This window comes from Flavobacterium resistens (genome assembly GCF_900182645.1).
GTDB lineage: Bacteria > Bacteroidota > Bacteroidia > Flavobacteriales > Flavobacteriaceae > Flavobacterium > Flavobacterium resistens.
On record NZ_FXTA01000008.1, the window covers coordinates 1 to 22582 of the forward strand.

The 22582-nt window shown below is 30.4% G+C and carries 10 protein-coding genes; 7 read left to right on the plus strand and 3 right to left on the minus strand.

The features are described from left to right. On the minus strand, nt 1-10688 hold a 10688-nt coding region (locus FN795_RS20900; RefSeq protein WP_142452429.1), incomplete at its 3' end, for a non-ribosomal peptide synthetase. Nucleotides 10689-11714: 1026 nt separating this feature from the next. On the opposite strand from FN795_RS20900, the gene FN795_RS20905 reads away from it, so the two are divergent. From FN795_RS20905 to FN795_RS20915, 3 genes are all read left to right on the plus strand, one after another. Beyond that, complete coding sequence (locus FN795_RS20905) at nt 11715-12755, plus strand: glycosyltransferase family 2 protein (protein ID WP_142452430.1); 1041 nt, start codon at nt 11715-11717, stop codon at nt 12753-12755. A gap of 1106 nt (nt 12756-13861) precedes the next feature. Next, nucleotides 13862-16660, plus strand: coding sequence for an outer membrane beta-barrel family protein (locus tag FN795_RS20910; RefSeq protein ID WP_142452431.1), 2799 nt, complete (start codon nt 13862-13864; stop codon nt 16658-16660). Between the two features lie 4 nt (nt 16661-16664). Then, nucleotides 16665-17450 carry a GLPGLI family protein gene (locus FN795_RS20915; RefSeq protein WP_142452432.1) on the plus strand — a complete coding sequence of 262 codons (786 nt, stop codon included), beginning with the start codon at nt 16665-16667 and terminating at the stop codon, nt 17448-17450. A 169-nt stretch (nt 17451-17619) separates the two neighbouring features. Here FN795_RS20915 and FN795_RS20920 read toward each other — a convergent pair whose 3' ends face one another. Next, nucleotides 17620-18267, minus strand: coding sequence for an FMN-dependent NADH-azoreductase (locus tag FN795_RS20920; RefSeq protein ID WP_142452433.1), 648 nt, complete (start codon nt 18265-18267; stop codon nt 17620-17622). A gap of 153 nt (nt 18268-18420) precedes the next feature. Here FN795_RS20920 and FN795_RS21505 point away from each other — a divergent pair, with 153 nt between their 5' ends. Then, nucleotides 18421-18561: a hypothetical protein gene (locus FN795_RS21505; RefSeq protein WP_154275403.1), complete on the plus strand. Its 141-nt coding sequence runs from the start codon at nt 18421-18423 to the stop codon at nt 18559-18561. A gap of 52 nt (nt 18562-18613) precedes the next feature. Beyond that, complete coding sequence (locus FN795_RS20925) at nt 18614-19534, plus strand: hypothetical protein (protein WP_142452434.1); 921 nt, start codon at nt 18614-18616, stop codon at nt 19532-19534. Between the two features lie 240 nt (nt 19535-19774). Here FN795_RS20925 and FN795_RS20930 read toward each other — a convergent pair whose 3' ends face one another. Beyond that, nucleotides 19775-20899, minus strand: coding sequence for a LytR/AlgR family response regulator transcription factor (locus tag FN795_RS20930; protein ID WP_142452435.1), 1125 nt, complete (start codon nt 20897-20899; stop codon nt 19775-19777). 189 nt (nt 20900-21088) lie between these two features. On the opposite strand from FN795_RS20930, the gene FN795_RS20935 reads away from it, so the two are divergent. Next, a complete protein-coding gene (locus FN795_RS20935) occupies nt 21089-22069 on the plus strand; it encodes a heme-binding domain-containing protein (protein WP_142452436.1) in 981 nt (326 codons plus the stop codon). Between the two features lie 2 nt (nt 22070-22071). Beyond that, nucleotides 22072-22542, plus strand: a complete 471-nt coding sequence (locus tag FN795_RS20940) for a hypothetical protein (protein ID WP_142452437.1) — start codon at nt 22072-22074, stop codon at nt 22540-22542. Nucleotides 22543-22582: the final 40 nt, after the last annotated feature.

Genomic DNA, 22582 nt, shown 5'->3' on the forward strand with positions numbered 1-22582 from the left:
TTCAAGATCGCTAAAAAAATTTGTTCTACTGAAGCATCAAAAGCTATATTGGAAAATTGCGCAATATTTTCGTTCTCTTTTATGTTGAATTCCCTAGTTTGGTTTGAAATAATATTTACAATATTTTTATGTTCCACCATCACCCCTTTAGGATTACCGGTAGTTCCTGAAGTGTAAATAACGTAGGCCAAATCGTTAGGCTTATTTATCTTTAAAATATTTGATTTAGTATATTTATCTTGGATCTTGTAAAAGATTTCTAATGCCTGTTCATCGATAACAATTTTACAGTTACTATCTTTTTCTATGTAAGCAATCCTTTCTTGAGGGTAACTTGGATCAATTGGCACATAAGCGGAACCTGATTTTAGTATTCCCAAAATAGCCAGTATCATTTGCTCGCTTCGCTCTAACTTTATTCCGATTAGATCGTCGGCTTGTATTTTGTAGGTTTCTCTTAGATAATACGCTAATTGATTTGCTTTCTCATTGAGTTGTTTGTAGGTCAATTGTACTTCCTCAAAAACAACAGCGATGTTATCCGGAGTTTTATCGACTTGCTCTTCAAATAAATCGATGATGGTTTTATCTTTTGGATAATCAACTTTGGTACCATTAAAGTCTACTAATAATTGTTGTTTCTCTGCTTGAGATAAAATTACCTCCCTATTTAAAACATTATTTGGTCGAGTTACAAGTAAATTTAAAAAGTTATAGTAATAACTATGTAATTGCTCTACTGTTATTCCTCCTTTTAGTACACGTTGCTGATGCCATAATATATTTATACCAGCCTGTATAGGACAAATTGTCAAATCTAGAAAAGTATTGGATAATGTAAAATTAATATCCGTAAATTCAAATTCTTTAACTTTACTTATCTCTTGGAGATTAAGGTCATTCAATATGTGAAAATCGATATAATTAAAGAATGTATCAAAAAACGGATTCTCTCCCTGGTTATTAAGTGAAAATCGAGTATGTAATTCAAATAAACTAATTCCTTCAAACTGTTTCTGTACGTTTACAAAATGATTTACTTGTTTTACAAAATCTAATATTGTTCCTTTTGTTCCATTTAAACGAAACGGTAGTGTATTTAAAAAACACCCTAATATTTTATCACTATCTTCTAATAAAGGTCTTCCGTTTGTGACTAGACCGGCCAAAACATCATTATCATATGTTAACATTTGTAATGCATAGAGATAGGCTGAAAAATTTAATATTTTCATACTTATCCCTTGACTAACTACAAATTCCTGAATGGAATTATATAGTTTTCCTTCCAATACAAAATTGTAGTGATTGGATACAACTTCTTCAGTAAAAATATCTAGACGCTTATAATCATTTAACTTTTCTTTCCAATAATTATATTGATTGTCACTCTCTTTTATACATTTTTGATTAAAGACATAATCTTTATAGCTCAATGAAAGCTTTTCCAAAGTCATTATACCTTCTTTCTGTATGCTGATGTATGTATTATTAAGTTCGGTTATTAAAGATGCAAGGCTCCAACCATCAAGAATAGCATGATGAAATTGGAACAATAAATGCCATTGTTGTTCTCCCAATTTATAAATCTTCATACGCCAAAGACCTGGTATAGAAATATCAAATGGCTTTTCAGTTCGCTCCTGAATCATAAACTCATTGATCAGTTCCTGTTGGACCTTTTTATCTTTTGTCGAAATATCTTCGCTCTCCAATGATATATCAATATTCTTATAAACAAGATGTACAGGCACACTGTAATTGTCTATATTGAATGCGACACGAAGTATTTCGTGTTTTTCAACCAATAATTCTAATGCTTTGATAAATATGGATTCATCAAAATCCTGTATAGGAATAGGAATTAAAAACTGATCATGATATACACCTAGGTTTGTGTTCAGAAATGAGGAATATAACATACCTTGCTCTATATCACTCATGGGAAAAATAGCAATAATCTTCTCTGAATCTAATTCCTTAGATAAATTTTCAAAACTTGCTTCTACTTGTATCTTTATTAACGGAGAAATTGTACTTGTCTGGCGCTCTAATTTTATAGATAATAATTCCTTAATAGAAGGAAATGCATAAATATCTGATAATTTATAATTTAGCCCCAAGAAATTATTAATCCTGCTTAAAAGACGTATTGAACGTATCGAGTCACCCCCTAAATCAAAGAAATTATCCGTAATTCCTATTTTCCCCACTCCCAATACTTCTTTCCATATTTCAGCTAACTGCTCCTCAATTTCATTACTTGGGCCTAAAAATTCCTTTCTTATGATATCATTATCAGAGATGTTTGGCAAAGCCTTATAATTTATTTTCCCATTTGAAGTTAATGGTAATTTATCTAACACAATATAAAAACTAGGAATCATATAATCCGGAAGTTTATTTTGGAGAAAATGTCGCAATTCATTTTTATCGAAATCATTAGATGCAACCAAATAAGCCACCAGTACTTTTTCCTGATGCATTTCTTTTACGACAACCAAAACTTGATTAAAATTCGCTGAATATTGAAGTATGACATTCTCAATTTCGACAAGCTCAATTCTAAATCCTCTAATTTTAACCTGTTGGTCTTTTCTTCCTAAAAACTCAATATTTCCATCTGGTAACCATTTACACAAATCTCCTGTATCATACAATCTCTCACCTTGCACAAATGGATTTGAAATAAATTTTTCAGCTGTAAGTTCTGCTTTATTCAAGTAGCCTCTCGCTACTCCAGCTCCGGATACGTACAATTGACCTATTACACCGGTAACGACTGGTTGCAAATTTTTGTTCAATATATAGGCAAAACTATTTGGAATAGGTTTCCCTATCGGAATTGTGGTGTATTTTACATTTTGTATCTCAAAAGTTGTAGAAAATGTTGTGTTTTCTGTAGGTCCATAACCATTTACTATTTTTATGGCCGGATACCTTTCAAATACTTTTTCAGTATGCTTTGGTGACACAACATCGCCCCCAATAATTAGTTGGTCAATGTTTTCAAAAATCTTAATATTACTTTCTACCACTTGACTAAACCATGAAGCAGTCATCCAAAGACTATTCACCTTATGTGTTTTTACAACATCTTCTAATTTAGACAAATCAAGTAAATTGTCCTGAGTGGTTAATATTAATCTTGAGCCATTCAATAAAGTTCCAAAATACTCGATCGTAGTGGCATCAAAAGATACGGAACCAGTACTTAGCAAAATATTCTTTGGACTCAATGGAAAATAAGAACAAGGTTTAACTAATCTAATAACATTACCATGCTCCACCATTACTCCTTTTGGTTCTCCAGTCGAACCAGAAGTATAAATTACATAAGCCAAATCTGATGTTGAATTGATAAGATTTGGATTTTCACTATTAAATCTAAACCTTTGTAAATTAAAAAGTGCTAACTCATCCTCATCAACAATCACTTTACAATTGATATCTTTTTCAATATAAGCTATTCTTTCCTGTGGGTAATTGGTATCTATTGGCACATAAGCGGCTCCTGACTTTAGGACACTTAAAATTGCAATAATCATTTGTTCGCTTCTATCTAACTTTATACCAACAAGATCATTTTGCTCGATGAAATATTCGTTTCTTAAGTAGTGAGCCAATTGATTGACTTTTTCGTTAAGTTCCTTATACGTGAGTGATATATTACCAAAAACAATAGCAATATTGTCAGGAGTATTAATAACTTGCTCCTCAAATAAAGTAACTATTGTTTTATCGTTCGGATAAGAAACAACTGTATTGTTAAACTCTGATATTACTTGGAATTTTTCTATTTCTGTTAAGAATTCTACTTCTTGAATATCTTTTGTTGTTTCATCCAGTAATCCATTCATTAGATTTTCGAAATGATGAAACATTCTTTCGATTAAACTGACATCATAGATATCTGTATTATAATCAATCATTAATTCTAAGCCATCTTTTTCAGTAAAAGCAAAGCGAATATCAAATTGAGTAGTTTTTCTTAAAAAACTGTACTCATTTACTTCAATACCAATTAGTTCTTCGTTGTTAAGATTTTTTAATTGTTTTTGATTTTGTAAAACAACAATAACATCAAACAAAGCAGAACGACTGGTATCTTTCTTTAAATTTAATTTTTTAATTAATGCATCAAAAGGATAACCTTGATGATTGTATGCTCCTAATAAAGTTTCTTTTTCTTGATTTAATAAATCTAAAAAGCTATTATTCTCTTTAAAGAGTGTTCTTATTGCTAGTGTATTTAAATACAAACCTATTTGATCCTCTAAATCAGGATGCTCACGTCCTGCTATAGGAGTACCTACTACAATATCATCTTGACCACTGTATTTATGTAAAAGCACTTTGACTCCTGTCATAAGAGTCATAAACAAAGTGGATTGGTGTTTCTCTGAAAAACCTTTCAGTTTATCTAAAAATGGCTTGGAGAATTCATGTATTAAACTTGCTCCATTATAAGTTTGGACAGATGGTCGTTTTTTAAAACTAGGTAAATCTAAAACAGGTAACTCTCCTGAGAATTGATTCAACCAAAAATCTTCTGATGATTTTAGTTTTTCTTGCTGTAACTCATAATTAAGCCATACTGCATAGTCTTTATATTGAATTGTTGATTCAGGTAAATTGACTTGTTTTCCTTGCGTTAAAGCATTATATGTTTGTATAATTTCAGCGATTAATAATTCCAATGACCATCCATCTCCAATTATATGGTGCATGGTTAAGAAAAGTAGGTGCTCATTCTCTCCTAATTTAATCAGAGAGGTACGTAATAATGGTGCTTCTTCTAAAATAAAAGGCTCATTGTTTTTTTCCTGCAAATAATTGGCTACAACCTCTTCTTGATTTTCTACTGCGCTAAAATCGATTTCTGAAATTCTAAAGTTTACTTGTTCAATCGGTGTGATGTACTGAGAAATCAACTCCTCTTCATTTTTTTTAAAGTAAGTTCTTAAAATCTCATGACCTAGAATTAATAATCTAAAAGAGTCCTCAAACCTATTTATATCTATAGCACCAATTAACCTAACAGCTCCTGGCATATTATAGACTAATGAACCATTTTCTAATTGACTTAATATCCACAATCTACTTTGTGAAGCTGTTAATGGATAAGAGAGTGCTTCAGCTGCTTTGGGAATGCGTAAATATTCGCTTTGTTTTAATTGTTTGTTTAATGCTTTTATGGTTGGATTGGCAAAAAATATTTTAAAGGATATCGTTTGTCCTAATTGCTTAAAAATTTGATTGATAACTTGAACTACTATCAAACTATGTCCTCCCAATTCAAAGAAATTATCTGTAATTCCTATTTTTTGAACTCCTAATACTTCTTGCCATATTTCTACCATTTTTTGTTCAATGGCATTTCTTGGGGCTACATATTCTTTCTTAATGATGTCTTCTTCATTAATACTCTGCAAAGCTTTGCGATCTATCTTGCCATTAGGTGTTAATGGTAGTTCTTCTAAAACAACATAAAAGCTCGGCACCATATAATAAGGCAATCTCTCTTGCAAGAAACTACGCAGGTCGGATTTATCGATCTCACTACCAGATACCAAATAGGCAACCAGTATTTTCTCTTGGTTCATTTCTTTCGCCTCTACAGCTACTTGAATTAATTCCTTTGAATACTTTAAAATAAAAGTCTCAATCTCTCCCAACTCTATTCTGTAACCGCGAATCTTTACTTGATGGTCGTTTCTGCCTAAAAACTCAATATTACCGTCAGGTAACCATCTCCCGGAATCACCCGATTTATATATATTCCCATATTTAGATGTACATATAAATTTGTCCTTAGTAAATTTATCATTGCCTAAATAACCTAGTCCTAACCCAATTCCTCCAATACATATTTCCCCTATCACACCTATAGGAACTTGGTTTGATTCTTTATCTAATATAAAAATCTTCGTATTCCTTATAGGTCTACCTATTGGGATTAAATCTATTTCATCTTTTTTAAGCTGATACTCTACTGAAACATCACTCGCCTCACTAGGTCCATAACTATTGAAAATATCTACATCATATTTCTTTAAGAAATCTCTAATCAATTCTAGTTTAATTGATTCCCCTCCAAGTATAACCTTTTTTAACGAAATAAGGTCTTCCTGATTCTCCTCTAATAAACTGTAAAATAATGTAGGCGCGCAGTTAATAACTGTAATTTGTTGTTTTTTAATAAAGCTTTTTGCGCTTATTGGGTCAAAATCAGAATCTATATAGATCCTTGCACCAACAATAAGAGGTGCAAAATAATTTTTTTGAGTTAAATCAAAACTTAGATTACTGACAATACTTATTCTATCTCTTTCATTAATTTTCTCTGCATACCATTTTACAGTGTTTGTAAATCCCTTGTAAATATTTATCGCACCTTTTGGATTACCAGTAGATCCAGATGTATACATAAGATATACTATATCATCTAAATTTATTTTAATATTTGGTTTTTCTTTCGATTCGCTAATAAGTACATTTCTAGTTTCATCTCTAAATTTGTTGTCAATTAATAATTTACTTTTTGAATCATTTAAAATATAATTGAATCTTTCTGCAGGAAGAGAAGAATCAATTAATACATAAGCATAGCCTGCCTTTAAAATTCCGAATAGTGAAATAATTAAAAACTCAGATTTTTCGATACTTATACCAATGAAATCACCTTTAGATAGATTACTAAATTTTAATAAATAATTCGCTAATTGATTTGCTTTCTCATTTAGTTCTTTGTAGGTCAATTGTACTTCTTCAAAAACGACAGCAATATCATCTGGAGTTTTATCAACTTGCTCTTCAAATAAATCGATGATGGTTTTATCTTTCGGATAATCAACTTTGGTATCGTTAAAGTCTACTAATAATTGTTGTTTTTCCTTATCTGTTAGGTAATCTACATCTTGGATAAGTCTTTCAGGTTGTTCTAATGATTCTGTAAGAAGATTTTCAAAATGAAGAAACATTCTTTCTATCAAGTATTCATCATAAATATCTGTATTGTACTCAATTGTAAGATCCAATCCGTCTGCTTCAACGAAGGTAAAACTAATATCAAATTGGGATGTTTTATTCTTAAACTCGTAATTACTTACTTCAAGGTTAATGAGTTCTTCAATATTAAGATTATTTAACTGCCCTTGGTTTTGCAATACCACCAAAACATCAAATAAAGCCGAACGACTGGTATCTCTTTTTAATTTCAATTTCCCTAATAATGCATCAAAAGGATAATTTTGATGGTCATAGGCACTTAATAAAGTCTCTTTTTGTATTGCTACCAAATCTAAAAAGTTACTTTCGTCCTTTAACTGGGTTCTTATCGCAAGCGTATTCAAATACAACCCTATTTGATTCTCCAAATCAGGGTGCTCTCTTCCTGCTATTGGGGTTCCTATTATGATATCATTCTGACCTGTATATCTATGTAACAAAGCATTTATGCCCGCCATTAAAGTCATAAATAAAGTAACATCGTACTCCTTTGAAAAAGTCTTTAGCTTCTCTAAAAAAGCTATTGGAAATTTATGATTTACATTATTTCCGTTATACGTTTGCACCAGCGGACGGGCTTTAAAATTTGGTAAATCTAATACCGGTATTTCTCCAGTAAACTGTTCAAGCCAATACTGTTCTGATACTTTATATTTTTCCTGCTGCAATTCTGAATTAAACCAAACCGCATAATCTTTGTATTGAATGTTTAATTCTGGTAAATTGGCTTGTTTTCCTTGCATTAGTGCGTTGTACGTTTTTACAACCTCTGCAATTAATAGCTCAATTGACCATCCATCGCCAATAATATGATGAAGAGATAAGAAAAATACATGCTCGTCTTCTCTTAATTTGATTAAAGAAGCCCTTATAAGTGGTGCTTTTTCCAAATCGAAAGATTGACTGTTTTTCTCTTGTAAATAATTAGCAATTTCTTCCTCCTGATTTTCAACTGAACTATAATCTTTCTCAGTTATCTTAAAGTTTCCTTCCTCCGTAGGTGCAACATGTTGTTGAACTTCTCCCTCTTCATTTGTTTTAAAATAGGTTCTTAAAATTTCATGACGTTGAATTAATAATCTAAAGGATTCTTTAAATTTTTTGACATCAATAGTTCCAGTTAATTTAACAGTGGCAGGCATATTATAAGCCAAAGAAGATTCTTCTAACTGGCTCAATATCCACAACCTGTTTTGGGATGCCGTTAATGGATAAGAGAGTGCTTCCTGAGCTTTAGGTATTGCCAAATAATCATTCTCCAATAATTGTTTACTTAATTCCTCTATGCTCGGGCTTGTGAAGAATGCTTTAAAAGATACCGTTTTTCCTAATTGCTTGTAGGTTCTATTGATTACTTGGGCAATAATTAAACTATGACCTCCTAACTCAAAGAAATTATCGGTTACGCCTATTTTTTCTATTCCTAATACTTCTTGCCATATTTCTACCATTTTTTCTTCAATGGCATTTCTTGGCGCTACATATTCTTTTTTGATGATGTCTTCTCCAGTAACACTCGGAAGGGCTTTTCTGTCTATCTTGCCATTAGGTGTTAAAGGCAGACTTTCTATCTCTACATAAAAACCAGGCACCATATATTCAGGCAGCTTGTTTTGCAGATAAGTTCTAAGCTCTGATTTGTCAATCTCTGTTTTGGATACATAATAAGCCACCAAAGTTTTGTCCTGGTTGATTTCTTTGGCTTCCACTACAACCTGTTGTATCTCCTCTGAATATCCAGATATGGCCGTTTCTATCTCTCCTAGTTCTATACGATAACCTCTTATCTTGACTTGATAATCGTTTCTGCCCAAAAATTCAATGTTGCCGTCTGGTAGCCACCTGCCTAAATCACCGGTATCATACATTCTTGCTCCTTTTATAAAAGGATTCGAAATGAATTTTTCTGCTGTGAGTTCTGGTTTGTTTAAGTAGCCTCTGGCTACACCTACTCCCGATACATACAGTTTTCCTGCAACTCCTATAGGTAATGGCTGCAATGACTCGTCTAATATGTAAACCTGTGTGTTGGAAATAGGACTGCCGATTGGAATGATTGATTTATCAATATCATTTTTTGTCACCTTATAAAATGACACACAAACAGCACACTCTGTAGGGCCATATGCATTATAATAATCAATTCCTGATTCTAAAACAGCTATTGCTTTAGTAGGATTAGCCGATTCACCAGCTGTAATAATACATCTTAACCCAGAAATATCTTTTTCAGACAATAGCCCTAAATAACTTGGAGGAAAAGTAACTACTGATACTTTTGTTTCTTTTAAAAAACCTATAAATTGATCTTTGTATTTTATTGTCTCCTCTGATGGAATACATAATGTAGCGCCACTATATAAACTCATCATAATCTCGGATATAGATGCATCAAAAGCAACAGAAGCAAACCATACCACTTTATCATTTTCTGTAATTTCAAAAGATCTGATCTGGTCTAACGACATATTTACATTACTCGTATGTTCAACCATCACCCCTTTAGGTTGCCCTGTAGAACCCGAAGTATAAATTACATAAGCTAAATCTTTTGATGTAATACTTGCATTTATATTGTCGTTACTATAGTCCTCTAAATTTACTAGATTAACATTTAATATATCGCAATTGTCATTTTTCAACACGGCATCATCTCCAATTAGCAATTTTAAGCCACTATCTTTTATTAAATAATCGATTCTTTTCTGAGGATAATTAGTGTCTATTGGCAGATAAACGGCACCTAACTTTAATATTGCCAATAACGAAACGATTCCAACATCTGATTTAGGTAAAAAGACACCAATTATATCTCCTTTATTGATGGTATATTTAGACGAAATATAATTAGCTAGTTGATTGGCCTTTTCGTTTAATGCAACATAAGTTAATTCTACTTCTCCAAATACAACAGCAACATTATATGGAGTTTTCGTTACTTGTTCTTCAAAAAAAGTAACGATCGTTTTATCTTTTGGATAAGCTAGATCGTTATCATTAAAATCAACCAATAGTTGATGTTTTTCATTTTCAGAAAGTAGTGGATATTCCGATAAATTTACTTCAATATTATTTTCTAAATTAATTATGAAGTCTTTAAAATGCTGAACTAAATAGTCAACGATTGTTTTTTTTATAAAACCTTCTAAATAAGAAACATGAATTTCTATATCTTCTTTCTCGTTTATTTTTACATTAAACAAAACGCCATTGGAATCTAACTTAGAATTGGAGTTGATATTAATTCCATAATGAGATAATAAACTAAAGTCTTCAAAACCTGTCTTTTGAAATACTATATCTTTATTAAAATCAGCATTATTTAATGTGTCTAAAATTTCTAATTTAACGGTTTGAAGATAGCCTTTAAAAGATAAATTTAAATCCGTTGAAAATGATAACGGCAAAGAATTTGACTGATTTTTAAAATTTGAAACGATAAATCCATCAAATTCGCTTACAAATCTTTTCAATAAAAAATTATAAATAGCAATTATAACTGTATATTGGGCTAATGGATTATTATTCGTAAGTTTATTAAAATAATTTAATTCATTATGATTAATACTAATACTTGAAACATTATTATTTTTATTTTTCAACTCAATATTTATATCTCTATGAAACAATTTATTTTTCCAATATTTAGAAATTAAATTTGAATTGTTTTGATTCATTTTTTTTTAATTAAAAACTTATAAAAGCAAAAATATATAATTAATTTAATCATTTAACACGAAAAAATTTATTTATTTAACACAAAATTAAATTTAATCATTTGATAATATAAATTCAAAAACTTACTCCTGATTTACAATTAATTATAAGAAAATTACATTAATTACTTTAACTTTTTATTAACTAATTAGTTATCGTTTATCACATGATTTTCTATTAAAAGCAATCAAGTCAACCATTTTTTTGCATTCTTTAGCGCACTCGATTGCCATATAAATCTTCTAATTCTGATGTCGAAAGATTTGAAGTTATATTATAGGTTCATGATTTATTTTGAAAGCGATAATTATATACTTCTCGAGTAGTTTTATTTTATAATCGTATTTTACGTTTGTAAATATTTTTAACAATTGCATCAAAGATGTTTTGTCACATTTTGATGCACTGTCTTTCTGTTGTTCCAGATTAAATATCCCCTTATAAGGCCCTTAAATAGTCGAGATGACTTTGTTGAGTAGTCTCAATTCATGATTATGAATGAATTCTTGGTCGCGAAGTTGAAGTAATAAATACTTCATTTTTATAAAAATTGAATAATGATATAATCTTACAAATACGTTATTTTATTAAAGTGTTTGACTTTAATTTATGCTATTCTTTGATGACTGCATAGATCGGCTATCATCTTTTGATGTAATAAGTCCGTTTCTTTATCACTCACTTTTCTAACAACTATGATTATATTTTTTTTTTATAAATTCTCACAAATATTAGGATAGTTTTTTAGTATCTTCACTTCGTTATCTAGTAATAACATTCACAAATAATCGAACATTAATCAATGCACATTACAAGATTAAAACTGAGAATTTAAACTTCCTTTTTTGTCTCAGCTTATTAGTTTGTACTTAAAAGCGTTCTCCCTCAGAAGATTGGAACATTATCTTAAAGCTAAAAGCAATACTTATTTAATAACTCAAAAAGAAAACATACAATAAATTAATAATAAAATAATCTTTAAATAAATGGATATAATAAAAAAATTTGCGTTCAATAGGCTACGAGATATTTCAAAAATTGTACATTACATAAAAAGAAAGAAATCAGTTAAAAAACTAAAGAAAGTTAATTTTACAAATGTTCCAGATAATAAAGATGAAATAAGACTATTTGCAATAATGCGAAATGAAGAGTTAAGGCTCCCATATTTTTTTGAATATTACAAAAAAATTGGCGTCGATAGATTTTTCATAATAGATAATAACTCTTCGGATAATTCTGTATCTATTGCTTCAAAAAATGACAATGTCCATATATATTCAACTACAGATAATTTTAAAAATTTTTGGTTTTGGATGGAGTATTTACTGAAAAAATTTGGCTCTGACCAATGGTGTTTAGTTGTTGATATTGATGAACTGTTTGCATTTCCTTATTCGGAAAAATTAAAATTAGCAGATCTTATTAATTTTTTAGAGAAAGAAGAAAGTACCTCCATCAGAAGCTTTTTATTGGATATGTATTCCGAGAAGAGTATTAAATCTACACATTATAATGCAGGAGAAAATCCCTTATTACAAATTCCGTTTTTTGATTCTAGTTATGAAACTGGTAATTTTAGATTTATAGATAAAAAAAGTTATTCTTTCTTTGACACTAAATCATTTACAGGAGGAATGCGTAAAAGAGTTTTTGGGGATATATCAATCCCACATGTTTTATCAAAAATTTCATTATTCAAAAATCAAAAACAAACATATCTTACAGATGGCATGCATGCGATCAACAATTCACAAATAAGCAATATTCAAGGAGCAGTATTCCATACAAAGTTTCTATTTGACTTTATAGAAGAAGTTAACGAAGAAATTAAACGTGAACAACATTTCAGGAATGCCTTTTATTATAAACATTATGAAAAAGAAATTGCAAAGACAGAAGACATAAATCTATACTGCGAATCTTCAGTAAAATACATTGATACAAACCAGCTAATAAATTTAGGAATCATGGCAACGACTGCCAGTTTCGATAACTATGCCCAATTTTTAAATAAAGAAAAATAGACCTACATTACCTTCTGTCACACCTGTAAAAAATATAGTGATTTTGCAGCCTTAAATATTATACAGCCACCTGTAGTCGAGTTACCTCCAATTTTGCCACAAAAAACTAAGACGGTTTTTAATGATTTTCACCTTTCTAAAGTTTTGTGGCAGAATCGTGGTTTTAAGTCTCCACCTTGTACTTAATTCATTAAAATCAATCCATCTCGAATAAGGTTCGAATAACAGATCATCTCTGTCCAAAACTAGAAAACATGTGTTTTTTTTTTAAGAATAAGTAGAGTGCTTTTCTTACTAAACCACTTATTAATTTGCTGTTCTACTGAGGAAAAAGAAACATTTATTACGATGTTTGATGAAGATGATAATTAAAATGTTTTATTTCTAATACAAATTATTTCACCCGAAGTTAATTTAACTCCGAGAAATGAATTTTCCATTTTTTAACCGCACTAAATACATTTCAAGTACAATTAAGATACAATTTGAAAAAATACAACTAGAGTTGTTAATTAACAGAATTTTAGAAAATAGCCCTAAAAATTTTAGTAATCAAAGTTTTAGGGCAAAATCGTGGCGCAAGGCATTTTTACAAACAAGAATTCCAGCAAAATTAGCCATACCGAGTGTAAGTTTTCACATATACACTCTACTGATAATCAAGGCAAAAACTTAATTATTGTAGATAAACTTCCACTCTAGAATTTAAAATCAGCTTAACATTGAAAGATATTGGCAAAAAAAACAAGATTGTTAATAATTAATTATGTTAAAAAAAAGCAAAGTCATTTTTTATATTGTAGTATTTTTACTTAGATTTGAACCATGTTAATATTTAACTATTACACTAACGATTACTAATTAAAATCGTTAAAATTTACACTGCTATAAACCAAAACCTCAAAAAAAAATTATGAATTTCATAAAATCAAGTCACTATACTCCTGCAAACCTGTGTAAAAAAGGGCTATTTCAATTTCTATTATAGAATCTACAATCTATCTTCTTACTCAAAAACAAATTACATAACAAGTGCATTTATTTTCTATTTAAAAAAATAGAAATAGAACTATAATGCCTCTTTTTCAAAAAAACCATACCACTTAATGAGACAAACAATTCTATTATTATGTTGCTTTCTTTTTTTTTCAACTACTTTACAAGCACAAATATCAGGCACAGTTAAAGGATATATAACAGATACCATAAACAATTCTACTTTAACCAAAGCATCAGTCTCTTTGTTAAGAGCACAAGATTCCATTTTAGTAAAATTTACCCGAGCCAAAGAAAATGGCTATTTTGAGTTGAATAATATTAAATCCGGTAAATTTATTTTACTGGTTTCTTATCCTAAATATGCTGATTTTGTAGATCAATTTTCTATTGATTCCACAAATTTAATCAAGGATTATGGTAAAATTAATTTGGAAGATAAAGGAAAAATACTATCCGAAATAATTATAAAAGGCAATAGAGCCGCTATGAAAATCAAAGGAGATACGTTAGAATTTGATCCAAAAGCATTTAAAATAGAACCTAATGCAAAAGTGGAAGATCTTATAAAACAATTCCCAGGAATACAAATTGATAAGGATGGAAAAATTACCGCTCAAGGTGAAACTGTAACCAAAGTTTTGGTTGATGGTGAAGAATTTTTTGGTGATGATCCTACGTTAGTTACAAAAAACTTACGTGCTGACATGGTTGATAAAGTACAATTGTACGACAAAAAAAGTGATCAAGCCGCTTTTACAGGAATTGATGATGGTCAGAAAACCAAAACTCTGAATGTTAAACTTAAAGAAGACAAAAAAAATGGTTATTTCGGGAAAGTAGAACTCGGAGGAGGAACTGATAATTTTTACAAAGGTCAAGCCATGTTTAATAAATTTTGGGATAAGAAAAAATTAGCAGCTTATGGCATTTTAGGTAACACAGGACAAGTAGGATTAGGATGGGAAGATAAAGATAAATATGGACAAACCAGTTATCAAGTAACTGATGACGGCGGTATTTATTTTACAAACAGTGGAAATGATGAATTTGACAGTTGGGATGGACAATTTAATGGTGAAGGAATTCCAGTAGCTCAAACTGGCGGAATACATTTTGACAATAAATGGAACAACGATAAAGAATCTATCAATGTAAATTATAAAATTGGCGATATCAAACTTTCAGGAAATCGCAATGATATTAATCAGCAAAATTTAAGTTCGAGCAGCATTTATAATACTTCAGACAAGAGTTTTGAAAAAAACATGACTAAAAATAAACTTGATCTAGCTTATGAAATTAAAATTGATACTACTTTAACTTTAAAATTAAATGTAGATGGATTATTTAAAAAGAGTAACTCAAGTGACGCAGAAATGCGAAAAGGTACCGACGAACAAGGTAACCAATTGAATAATTTGAAACAGACAACTACAAACGATGTTGACGATAAAACATTTAATTTTAATGCTTTATTAACCAAAAGATTTCAAAAAAAGGGCCGAACATTATCTCTTAATTTAAACCAATCAAGTACAGATAGCAAAAGTGATGGTTATTTAAATTCTAGAGCTGAATTTTTTACGCCATCCGTAATTAGTCCAGATAGTACTAAAGTAGTCGATCAAAACAAAGTCAATAATATTAGCAATACGGCTTTTAAATCAAATTTAATCTATACTGAACCGTTATCCAAAAGTCTATCTTTAATTCTTAATTATGGATTCAACATTAGTAACGGGAAATCTGATCGTAAATCTTTTAATCAATCTCCAAATGGCGATTATAATGTTTTGGATTCCATCTTTAGTAATAATTATGAATTAGACCAAACGATGAACCAACTTGGAGCGATTTTTAATTACAGAAAAAACAAAACCGTTTTTAATTTTGGTTCTAAATTTAGTGATGTACACTTTAAACAATATGATGTTTATAGAGATACTTCTTTTAAGCGAAAATTTGTCAACTACATGCCTCAAATAACATATCAATATAATTTTAAACAAAGAGAATCACTGCGTTTGTCGTATAACGGAAACAATGATCAGCCAACATTAGAACAAATACAACCAATACCAAATAATCAAAACCCATTAAATACGATTTTGGGTAATCCAGATTTAGATCCTTCTTTTAAAAATACTTTTAGAGGTAGTTATTATTCGTATAAAGTACTTAGCAATCAATATTTTTCGGTTAATGGATCGTATAATTTTACGCTAAACCCAATAATAAGTAATGTGGTTACAAATGATAGAGGACAAAGTATTTCTCAATTTGTAAACCTAAAAGACAAAGTTTCAACAAGTTATTATTTCAATACTAATTTTGGCAAAACAATCAAAGCCATAGACATGAACGCAGGAATTGGTCTAAGCGCCAACAAAAATGTAAACTATAATTATATCAATACAAAACTGAATCAAACTAAAAATTCAACTTATTCCTTTAATTTTAACTTATCAAAGAATAAAGAAAAAAAATATAATTTGAATGCTAGCTTCGGACCTACTTACAATGTTGCTGATGCAAGCATCAACGAAAATAGTGATAGTAATGGCTGGGGCTTTAATGGAAATTTCTGGACCAGTGTACAATTGCCTTTCAAACTAGAAATTAGCACAGATGGTAATTATCAATATAATGGAAAAACGCAAGTGATTCAGGAAAGTTTTGAACGTTTTATTTGGAATGCATCTATCACCAAGAAGTTCTTAAAATCAGATAATTTAAGAGTTTCTATAACGGGAAGAGATCTTTTGAACCAAAATGTAGGATTTAACCGTTCTGCATTCAATGGAAATATCAACCAAAGTACTTATACAACTATCCAAAGATACTTTATGTTCTCTGTAAGCTGGGATTTCAGCAAAATGGGCGGAGGAGAAATTAAACAAAACTAAAACCATGAAAACACTAATAAATCACATCTTAATTTTAATAATTGTATTGACAAGTTGTAATACTTTTGCACAAAATGACCACTTTGTACAAAATGGCGTAATCGAATTTGAGAAAAAATCGAATATGTACGCTTTGATTACAAAAAAAATAAAAGGAGAAACTGAGAGTTACTATAAATTAGCTTTTGAGAGTTATAAAAAAACCAATCCACAATTTAAAACTGTAAAAAGTACACTCAGCTTTTCAAAAAACAAAAGTTTATATAAATGGGAGGAAACCAATGAATCACCAAGCAGCAACAGTTGGATTGCAGATGATGCAATGGCTAATTTAAAAAATGTTATCGCCACAGATTTAGATACCCAAACCAGTATTACCCAAAAAAACGTTTACGATGATTTATACTTAGTCAAAGATAGTTTACGCAAAATTAACTGGAAAATTACAGATGAAACAAGAGAAATTGCAGGTTATGAATGCCGCAGAGCAAATGCTATAGTTCTCGATTCTGTTTATGTTGTTGCCTATTACACAATTCAAATTCCATTTGCTGGTGGTCCTGAATCTTTTACAGGATTACCCGGAACAATTTTAGGATTGGCCATGCCACATGAAAATATGACGTGGTTTGCTACAAAAGTTACAGAAATTCCAGTTTCTGACAAAGATTTAGCTCCACCAATTAAAGGCAAACTTGCTGACAATAAAGGACTAAACAAAATACTTTTGGATGCTTTGAAAGACTGGGGAAAATGGGCTAGAAAGACATTACAAGCCTACTCCTTGTAAGAAGCCATTAAAACTTATTTCTGTACCAGGAAAATAGAGCAACAAAATAATTGAAAACAAAAAACCGAGTTGAAGCATTGTCTATAAATACTTCAACTCGGTTTTTAATTGCTTATAATTTTGAATATTAGGCGATACTTTGATTAAATTGAAAATACCGAATCCAATCCTAATGGCTGTAAAAATATCTTTCTATTAAACTTGTAACCTTTGCATTTGATTTTTCAATTGCAAGTTCAATTGCTTCTGGGCCATATACTTCGCCATCGACAGTAATTTCCTGAATATCTGTTATTCCAATAATGTTGAAAACCATCTTCAGATAAGGAGTTTGAAAATTCATATGCTCATTGTACTCCCCTTTTTCGTAACCTTGAGCTCCTCTGGAGGTCAACAGGAATAAGGTTTTATTTTTCAACAGACCAATGTAAGGATTCGAGAGATCTTCGGTATTAAGTTTCCATGTTTCGTTTACTCTTAAAACCTGATCAATATAAGCTTTGAGAGAGCTAGTAATTGTCCAATTATACATTGGAGCTGCAAGAACAATTACATCAGCCTCTTTTAACTCACTAATAAGTTCCTTACTTAATTTTAATGCTTCAATTTCAGTTTCTGTTCTATCGTTTTCAAGCCTAAATGCTGCAGCAATCCAAGTTTCACTGACATGTGGAACATTAGTCGATGCTAAATCTCTATAGGTTATTGACGTATCAGGTGCTTGCTTTTTCCAGATTTCAACAAACGTATTCGCAAGTTTTCTGCTGCGTGATCTTCCATCACGAGGACTTGAGTTAATTACTAATATTTTTTTCATGAGTTTAATTTTCTGCAAAGCTAAGTGGTGGCGTACATCAAAAAGTTAATGTAGTTCAAGAAATCAGTCAATGCATTTTATTGTTTGTTTTATTGTCTTCCAATAAATTTTGTAAGATACTGACAAGCCATAAAGTGAACTTGGAATAAAATCATGACAAAAGAAACTGGAATGAATGCACACGATCATATTCGTTATTTTTTGATTGAAGAAGCTAAGAATATACTTTTAAATACTAATAATTCAATTGGAGAAATTACCTACTCGATGGGGTTTGAATATCTTCAAATTTGACTGATAGCAATAAAAAGTTAATTCGTATTTTTAGGGTTAAAACAAAGTCAATATGAAACAACTAAAAATATTTATTGTATTGTTTGCAACCGCTCTTGCCTGTTCTTGTTCAACTGTTTTAAATAGTCCAAAAATTGAATACCTTACCAGCAATTACTGCCAGCCTACAATTGATTATGATTATTCTAAACTAGAAGTTTCTCAAACTAAATTACCAAAACAAGACAGTATATTAAATGCTAATCTATCCCAACATGATATCCTAATCAGCAATGCTATTGGTATTGAAACTTATTTGACAGAATATCTCCAAATAAAAAAAGACACTTTAAAAAAACTGGTTTTAAAACAAAAAATTACTGACCGCTTAATTCTTACCGGTATCGAAATTAATGCGCTCGCTTCAGAATTAGACTGTAATGGCGAGCGCATCAATAAATTAGCCTATTATGTTAACGGTATCAATAACAAAAAAACCAAAAATCTTACTGTAGCTTCAGTTACGATAGGTGCATTGACTACTGTAGCAACTGTTTTAATAAAAAACAATAATTCCAGTAATATTGTAGGTGTAAGTGGCGGATTATTAAGTGCAGGATTAGGAGCGATGACTATTTCTCCTAAAGGAAAAAAAATCAACTTAAAACTGCAGAGAAATCTGCTAAGAAATATTTGGTTCAATGACAATTCTAACGGTGCATATCCAAGATCTATTTGGGCGATACTAAACGAAAAACAATTTAGTAATTCTGGAAAAAATGATTTGCAGGAAAGTATTAAAAACAGATGGTTGCAATACAATTTTGATGGAAAAATAGATTCTGAAACCGAAAAACTTTTCTTCTATGATGGTGGTATTTACAACGCTGACGATTTATATTCTAGAGCTAATATGCTAAATGAACTACAGGCCACTATTCGCTCTTTAGAACAGGATTTAAAAAGTTTATCTGTAAAACTAAATTTGATTTAAATCGACTCATAAAATTGTATCGTCCTCATACTAATTGGCTTTAAACTAAAAATTCAATTAATTAAATTGTTGGAATTGTGCCACCATCGATTACATATTCTGCTCCAGTCAAATAGCCTGTTAGGTAATTGGGGAGATGAAAACCAAGAAAGACTTAGGAAGTTAATTATTAAAAAATTTCCAGCATCAGTCAACAAAGAAGAAATTTAAATATATCTGAATAGAATTAGTTTATACAGTTTATTGATCGAGCCAGTTTTTAAATTCCGATACTTTATTTTTACTGATAATAATGTCTATTTTGGGATCTGGTTTTATAATTAGTTTCAACTGATTTTTTCCATAAAGTAATATACTGCTAATAGAGCCTATATTGACTATAAACTGCCTGTTTGCTCTGTAAAAAATAGTTTGATCAAGCCATTTCATAACTTCATCAAGGCTGTTATTGCTGTTAAACTGACGATTGTCAAAAGTATAGATATAAGTAATTCCGGTATCCAGTAAAATATAGGCAATCTCTTCTATATCCAATTTTATCAATTCATCTTTATGATAAGTAAGAATTCTTTTCTTTGGAATTTCAGACTCTTTTGATGTATCATTTAGAATAGTGTTATCTGCAAGATTTTGTAATTTCTGCTGATTTGAATTTAACTGTAAATTCAAGATCTGGAGCTCATTTACTCTGTAATTCAAATCCTCTTTTTCAAGATCAAAAACCCTTTCATATTTTCTATAAATAAGTCGTATCATTAAGTAGCAGCAAACACTTATAAATATTGTACTTAAAAATAGGCTCACAACAAACTGCAAATACAAATCTGATAATTCTTCTTCTAAAACGGCCAAGTTAGCATGCGAAGCCACCATCCAGTCTGTTCCTGCAACGGGATTTATATTTATTATTTCCGATTTTCTTTTTGGATCATTAGGAAACGTACGTATCCCTCCTATTTTTTCTCCTTGTTCCAAAACGGTACTTAATGGTTTAAATTCTTGATTACTTATTCCATTTACCTGAGAATTATTCTCTTGGATTTTAACCCCAATTAACGCCGGATTAGGATGACAAAGTTCAATTCCTTTTTGATTGTACATACAAATAAAATCACTCTTTATATCTGTATTTTCAATGCTTAACTGAAGATTATGAATTACCTGATCTTTAGACAATCCGCTGCGAAGTTGCTGTTCTAAAAGACGTGAAATTTCCCGAACTTCCCTCTCACCCGATTCTAATTTACTATTACACAACTTTTCTTTGGCAGACAAATAAAGATAACTGGAAGAAATCAAACTAATAATTAGAACAACAATACTAATGCCTGTAAGTGTCAAAGTATAAAGGCGTGCTTTTTTCATGTAAATTTATAGTCCTTAAAATGAAATCCGTTTAGAAAATTTTACTTAGGCTAAAATAAGCAATTTATTTCGCTTTTAATATTTCGGCTTCAAGGTCAAAAAATCCCCTTTGAACCAATTAAATCTTTTAAACACTGGGATTAGGCCTAATTTTGAATTGATTATTTATTTCATCTAAAAATAAAACAAATGAAAAAAGGACTTAAAATCTTCGCAATTTTACTACTAGTATTTATTGCTTTACAATTTTGGAAACCTGAAGAAATTGAATATAGTACACCAACAAAGGACTTTACGAACGTTCCTGCAGAAGTAAATACTATTTTAAGAAACTCTTGTTTTGACTGTCATTCTAACACTGTGAATCTTGCCTGGTTTGATAAAATTACGCCTGCAAATTTTATAGTAGCTTCTCATATTAAAGATGGTCGAAAAGCGTTGAATTTTTCGGATTGGGATAAGTTAGAAAAGCCAAAGCAAAGTGCTACACTTTATTACGCTTTTAATAAAATACTATCGGGTGAAATGCCGCTAAAAAGTTATACAGCTCTTCATCCTTCCGCCAAATTAGAAGATAGTTCCGTCGAAGTTCTGAAGAATTATTTAACAACGATAGCAGTCCGAAAAACAAATCCGGCAATACCTTCTATTGCTGCTCCAAAAGGTATTGAAAAAATACTTCCAAATAAAAAAATAACCGATTACACTAAAGTCAAAGCGACACTAAATAATATTTCATACATACCCGATTTTAGAAACTGGAAAGCGGTTAGTACATCAGATCGTTTCGACAACGGCAGTATGCGTATCATTTATGGAAACGAAATTGCCGTAAAAGCTATTGCAGAACATCAAACTAATCCTTGGCCTGATGGTGCGATTTTTGCCAAAACAGCCTGGAAACAAAAAATAGAAGCCGATGGAACTATATCTGCAGGGGCATTCATTCAGGTTGAATTTATGATAAAAGATGCAAAAAAATATGAAGCTACAAAGGGATGGGGATGGGCAAGATGGAAAGGAAATGACTTAAAACCGTACGGTGATAACGCCAACTTTGATCAGGAATGTATTTCTTGTCATAATCCTGTTAAAAACAATGATTACGTTTTTACTACTCCACTGCATCTTGATATCAATAAATTTAATATCTACAATAAAAACAAATAATTATGAAACCAATTCATTCTATCATAATCGTGCTTATTATTATACTTTCTGGATGTAACAGAAATAATGAAAATAATATTAATGAAAAAGCTTCTGTATCAGCATTAGATGCGTTGCCTGAAAACCCTCTATTATTATCACCCATTACATTTTCTATAAATCCAAATAAAGCAACTATGTCAACTTTATATGGCAATAAAATTGCTTTTCAGCATGCAAAAATAAAAGCAGACAGTTCCTATCCTAACGGAGCAGTTTTATATGAAGTTACCTGGAAACAAAAAGCAGATTCACTATGGTATGGCGCAAATATTCCCGATAAGATTATTAGTGTAGAAAAAATACAATTTACAGGAAATACTGCTCCTAAATATGAATTGTATGCTGGACATCCATTAAAAAAAGTTTCTTCTAACGATGAAAACAAAAGAACAACTATAATACTATCTAAAGGTATGGTAGAAACTCCTTAAAATAATAATGTAATTTTAGAGACATTTTTATTCAAAAATA

Coding starts and splice junctions, on each gene's coding strand:
- FN795_RS20940 (WP_142452437.1), top strand. CDS start 22,072: ATGAAACCAATTCATTCTATCATAATCGTGCTTATTATTATACTTTCT.
- FN795_RS20930 (WP_142452435.1), bottom strand. CDS start 20,899: ATGAAAAAAGCACGCCTTTATACTTTGACACTTACAGGCATTAGTATT.
- FN795_RS20905 (WP_142452430.1), top strand. CDS start 11,715: ATGGATATAATAAAAAAATTTGCGTTCAATAGGCTACGAGATATTTCA.
- FN795_RS20910 (WP_142452431.1), top strand. CDS start 13,862: ATGAGACAAACAATTCTATTATTATGTTGCTTTCTTTTTTTTTCAACT.
- FN795_RS20925 (WP_142452434.1), top strand. CDS start 18,614: ATGAAACAACTAAAAATATTTATTGTATTGTTTGCAACCGCTCTTGCC.
- FN795_RS20935 (WP_142452436.1), top strand. CDS start 21,089: ATGAAAAAAGGACTTAAAATCTTCGCAATTTTACTACTAGTATTTATT.
- FN795_RS20915 (WP_142452432.1), top strand. CDS start 16,665: ATGAAAACACTAATAAATCACATCTTAATTTTAATAATTGTATTGACA.
- FN795_RS20920 (WP_142452433.1), bottom strand. CDS start 18,267: ATGAAAAAAATATTAGTAATTAACTCAAGTCCTCGTGATGGAAGATCA.
- FN795_RS21505 (WP_154275403.1), top strand. CDS start 18,421: ATGACAAAAGAAACTGGAATGAATGCACACGATCATATTCGTTATTTT.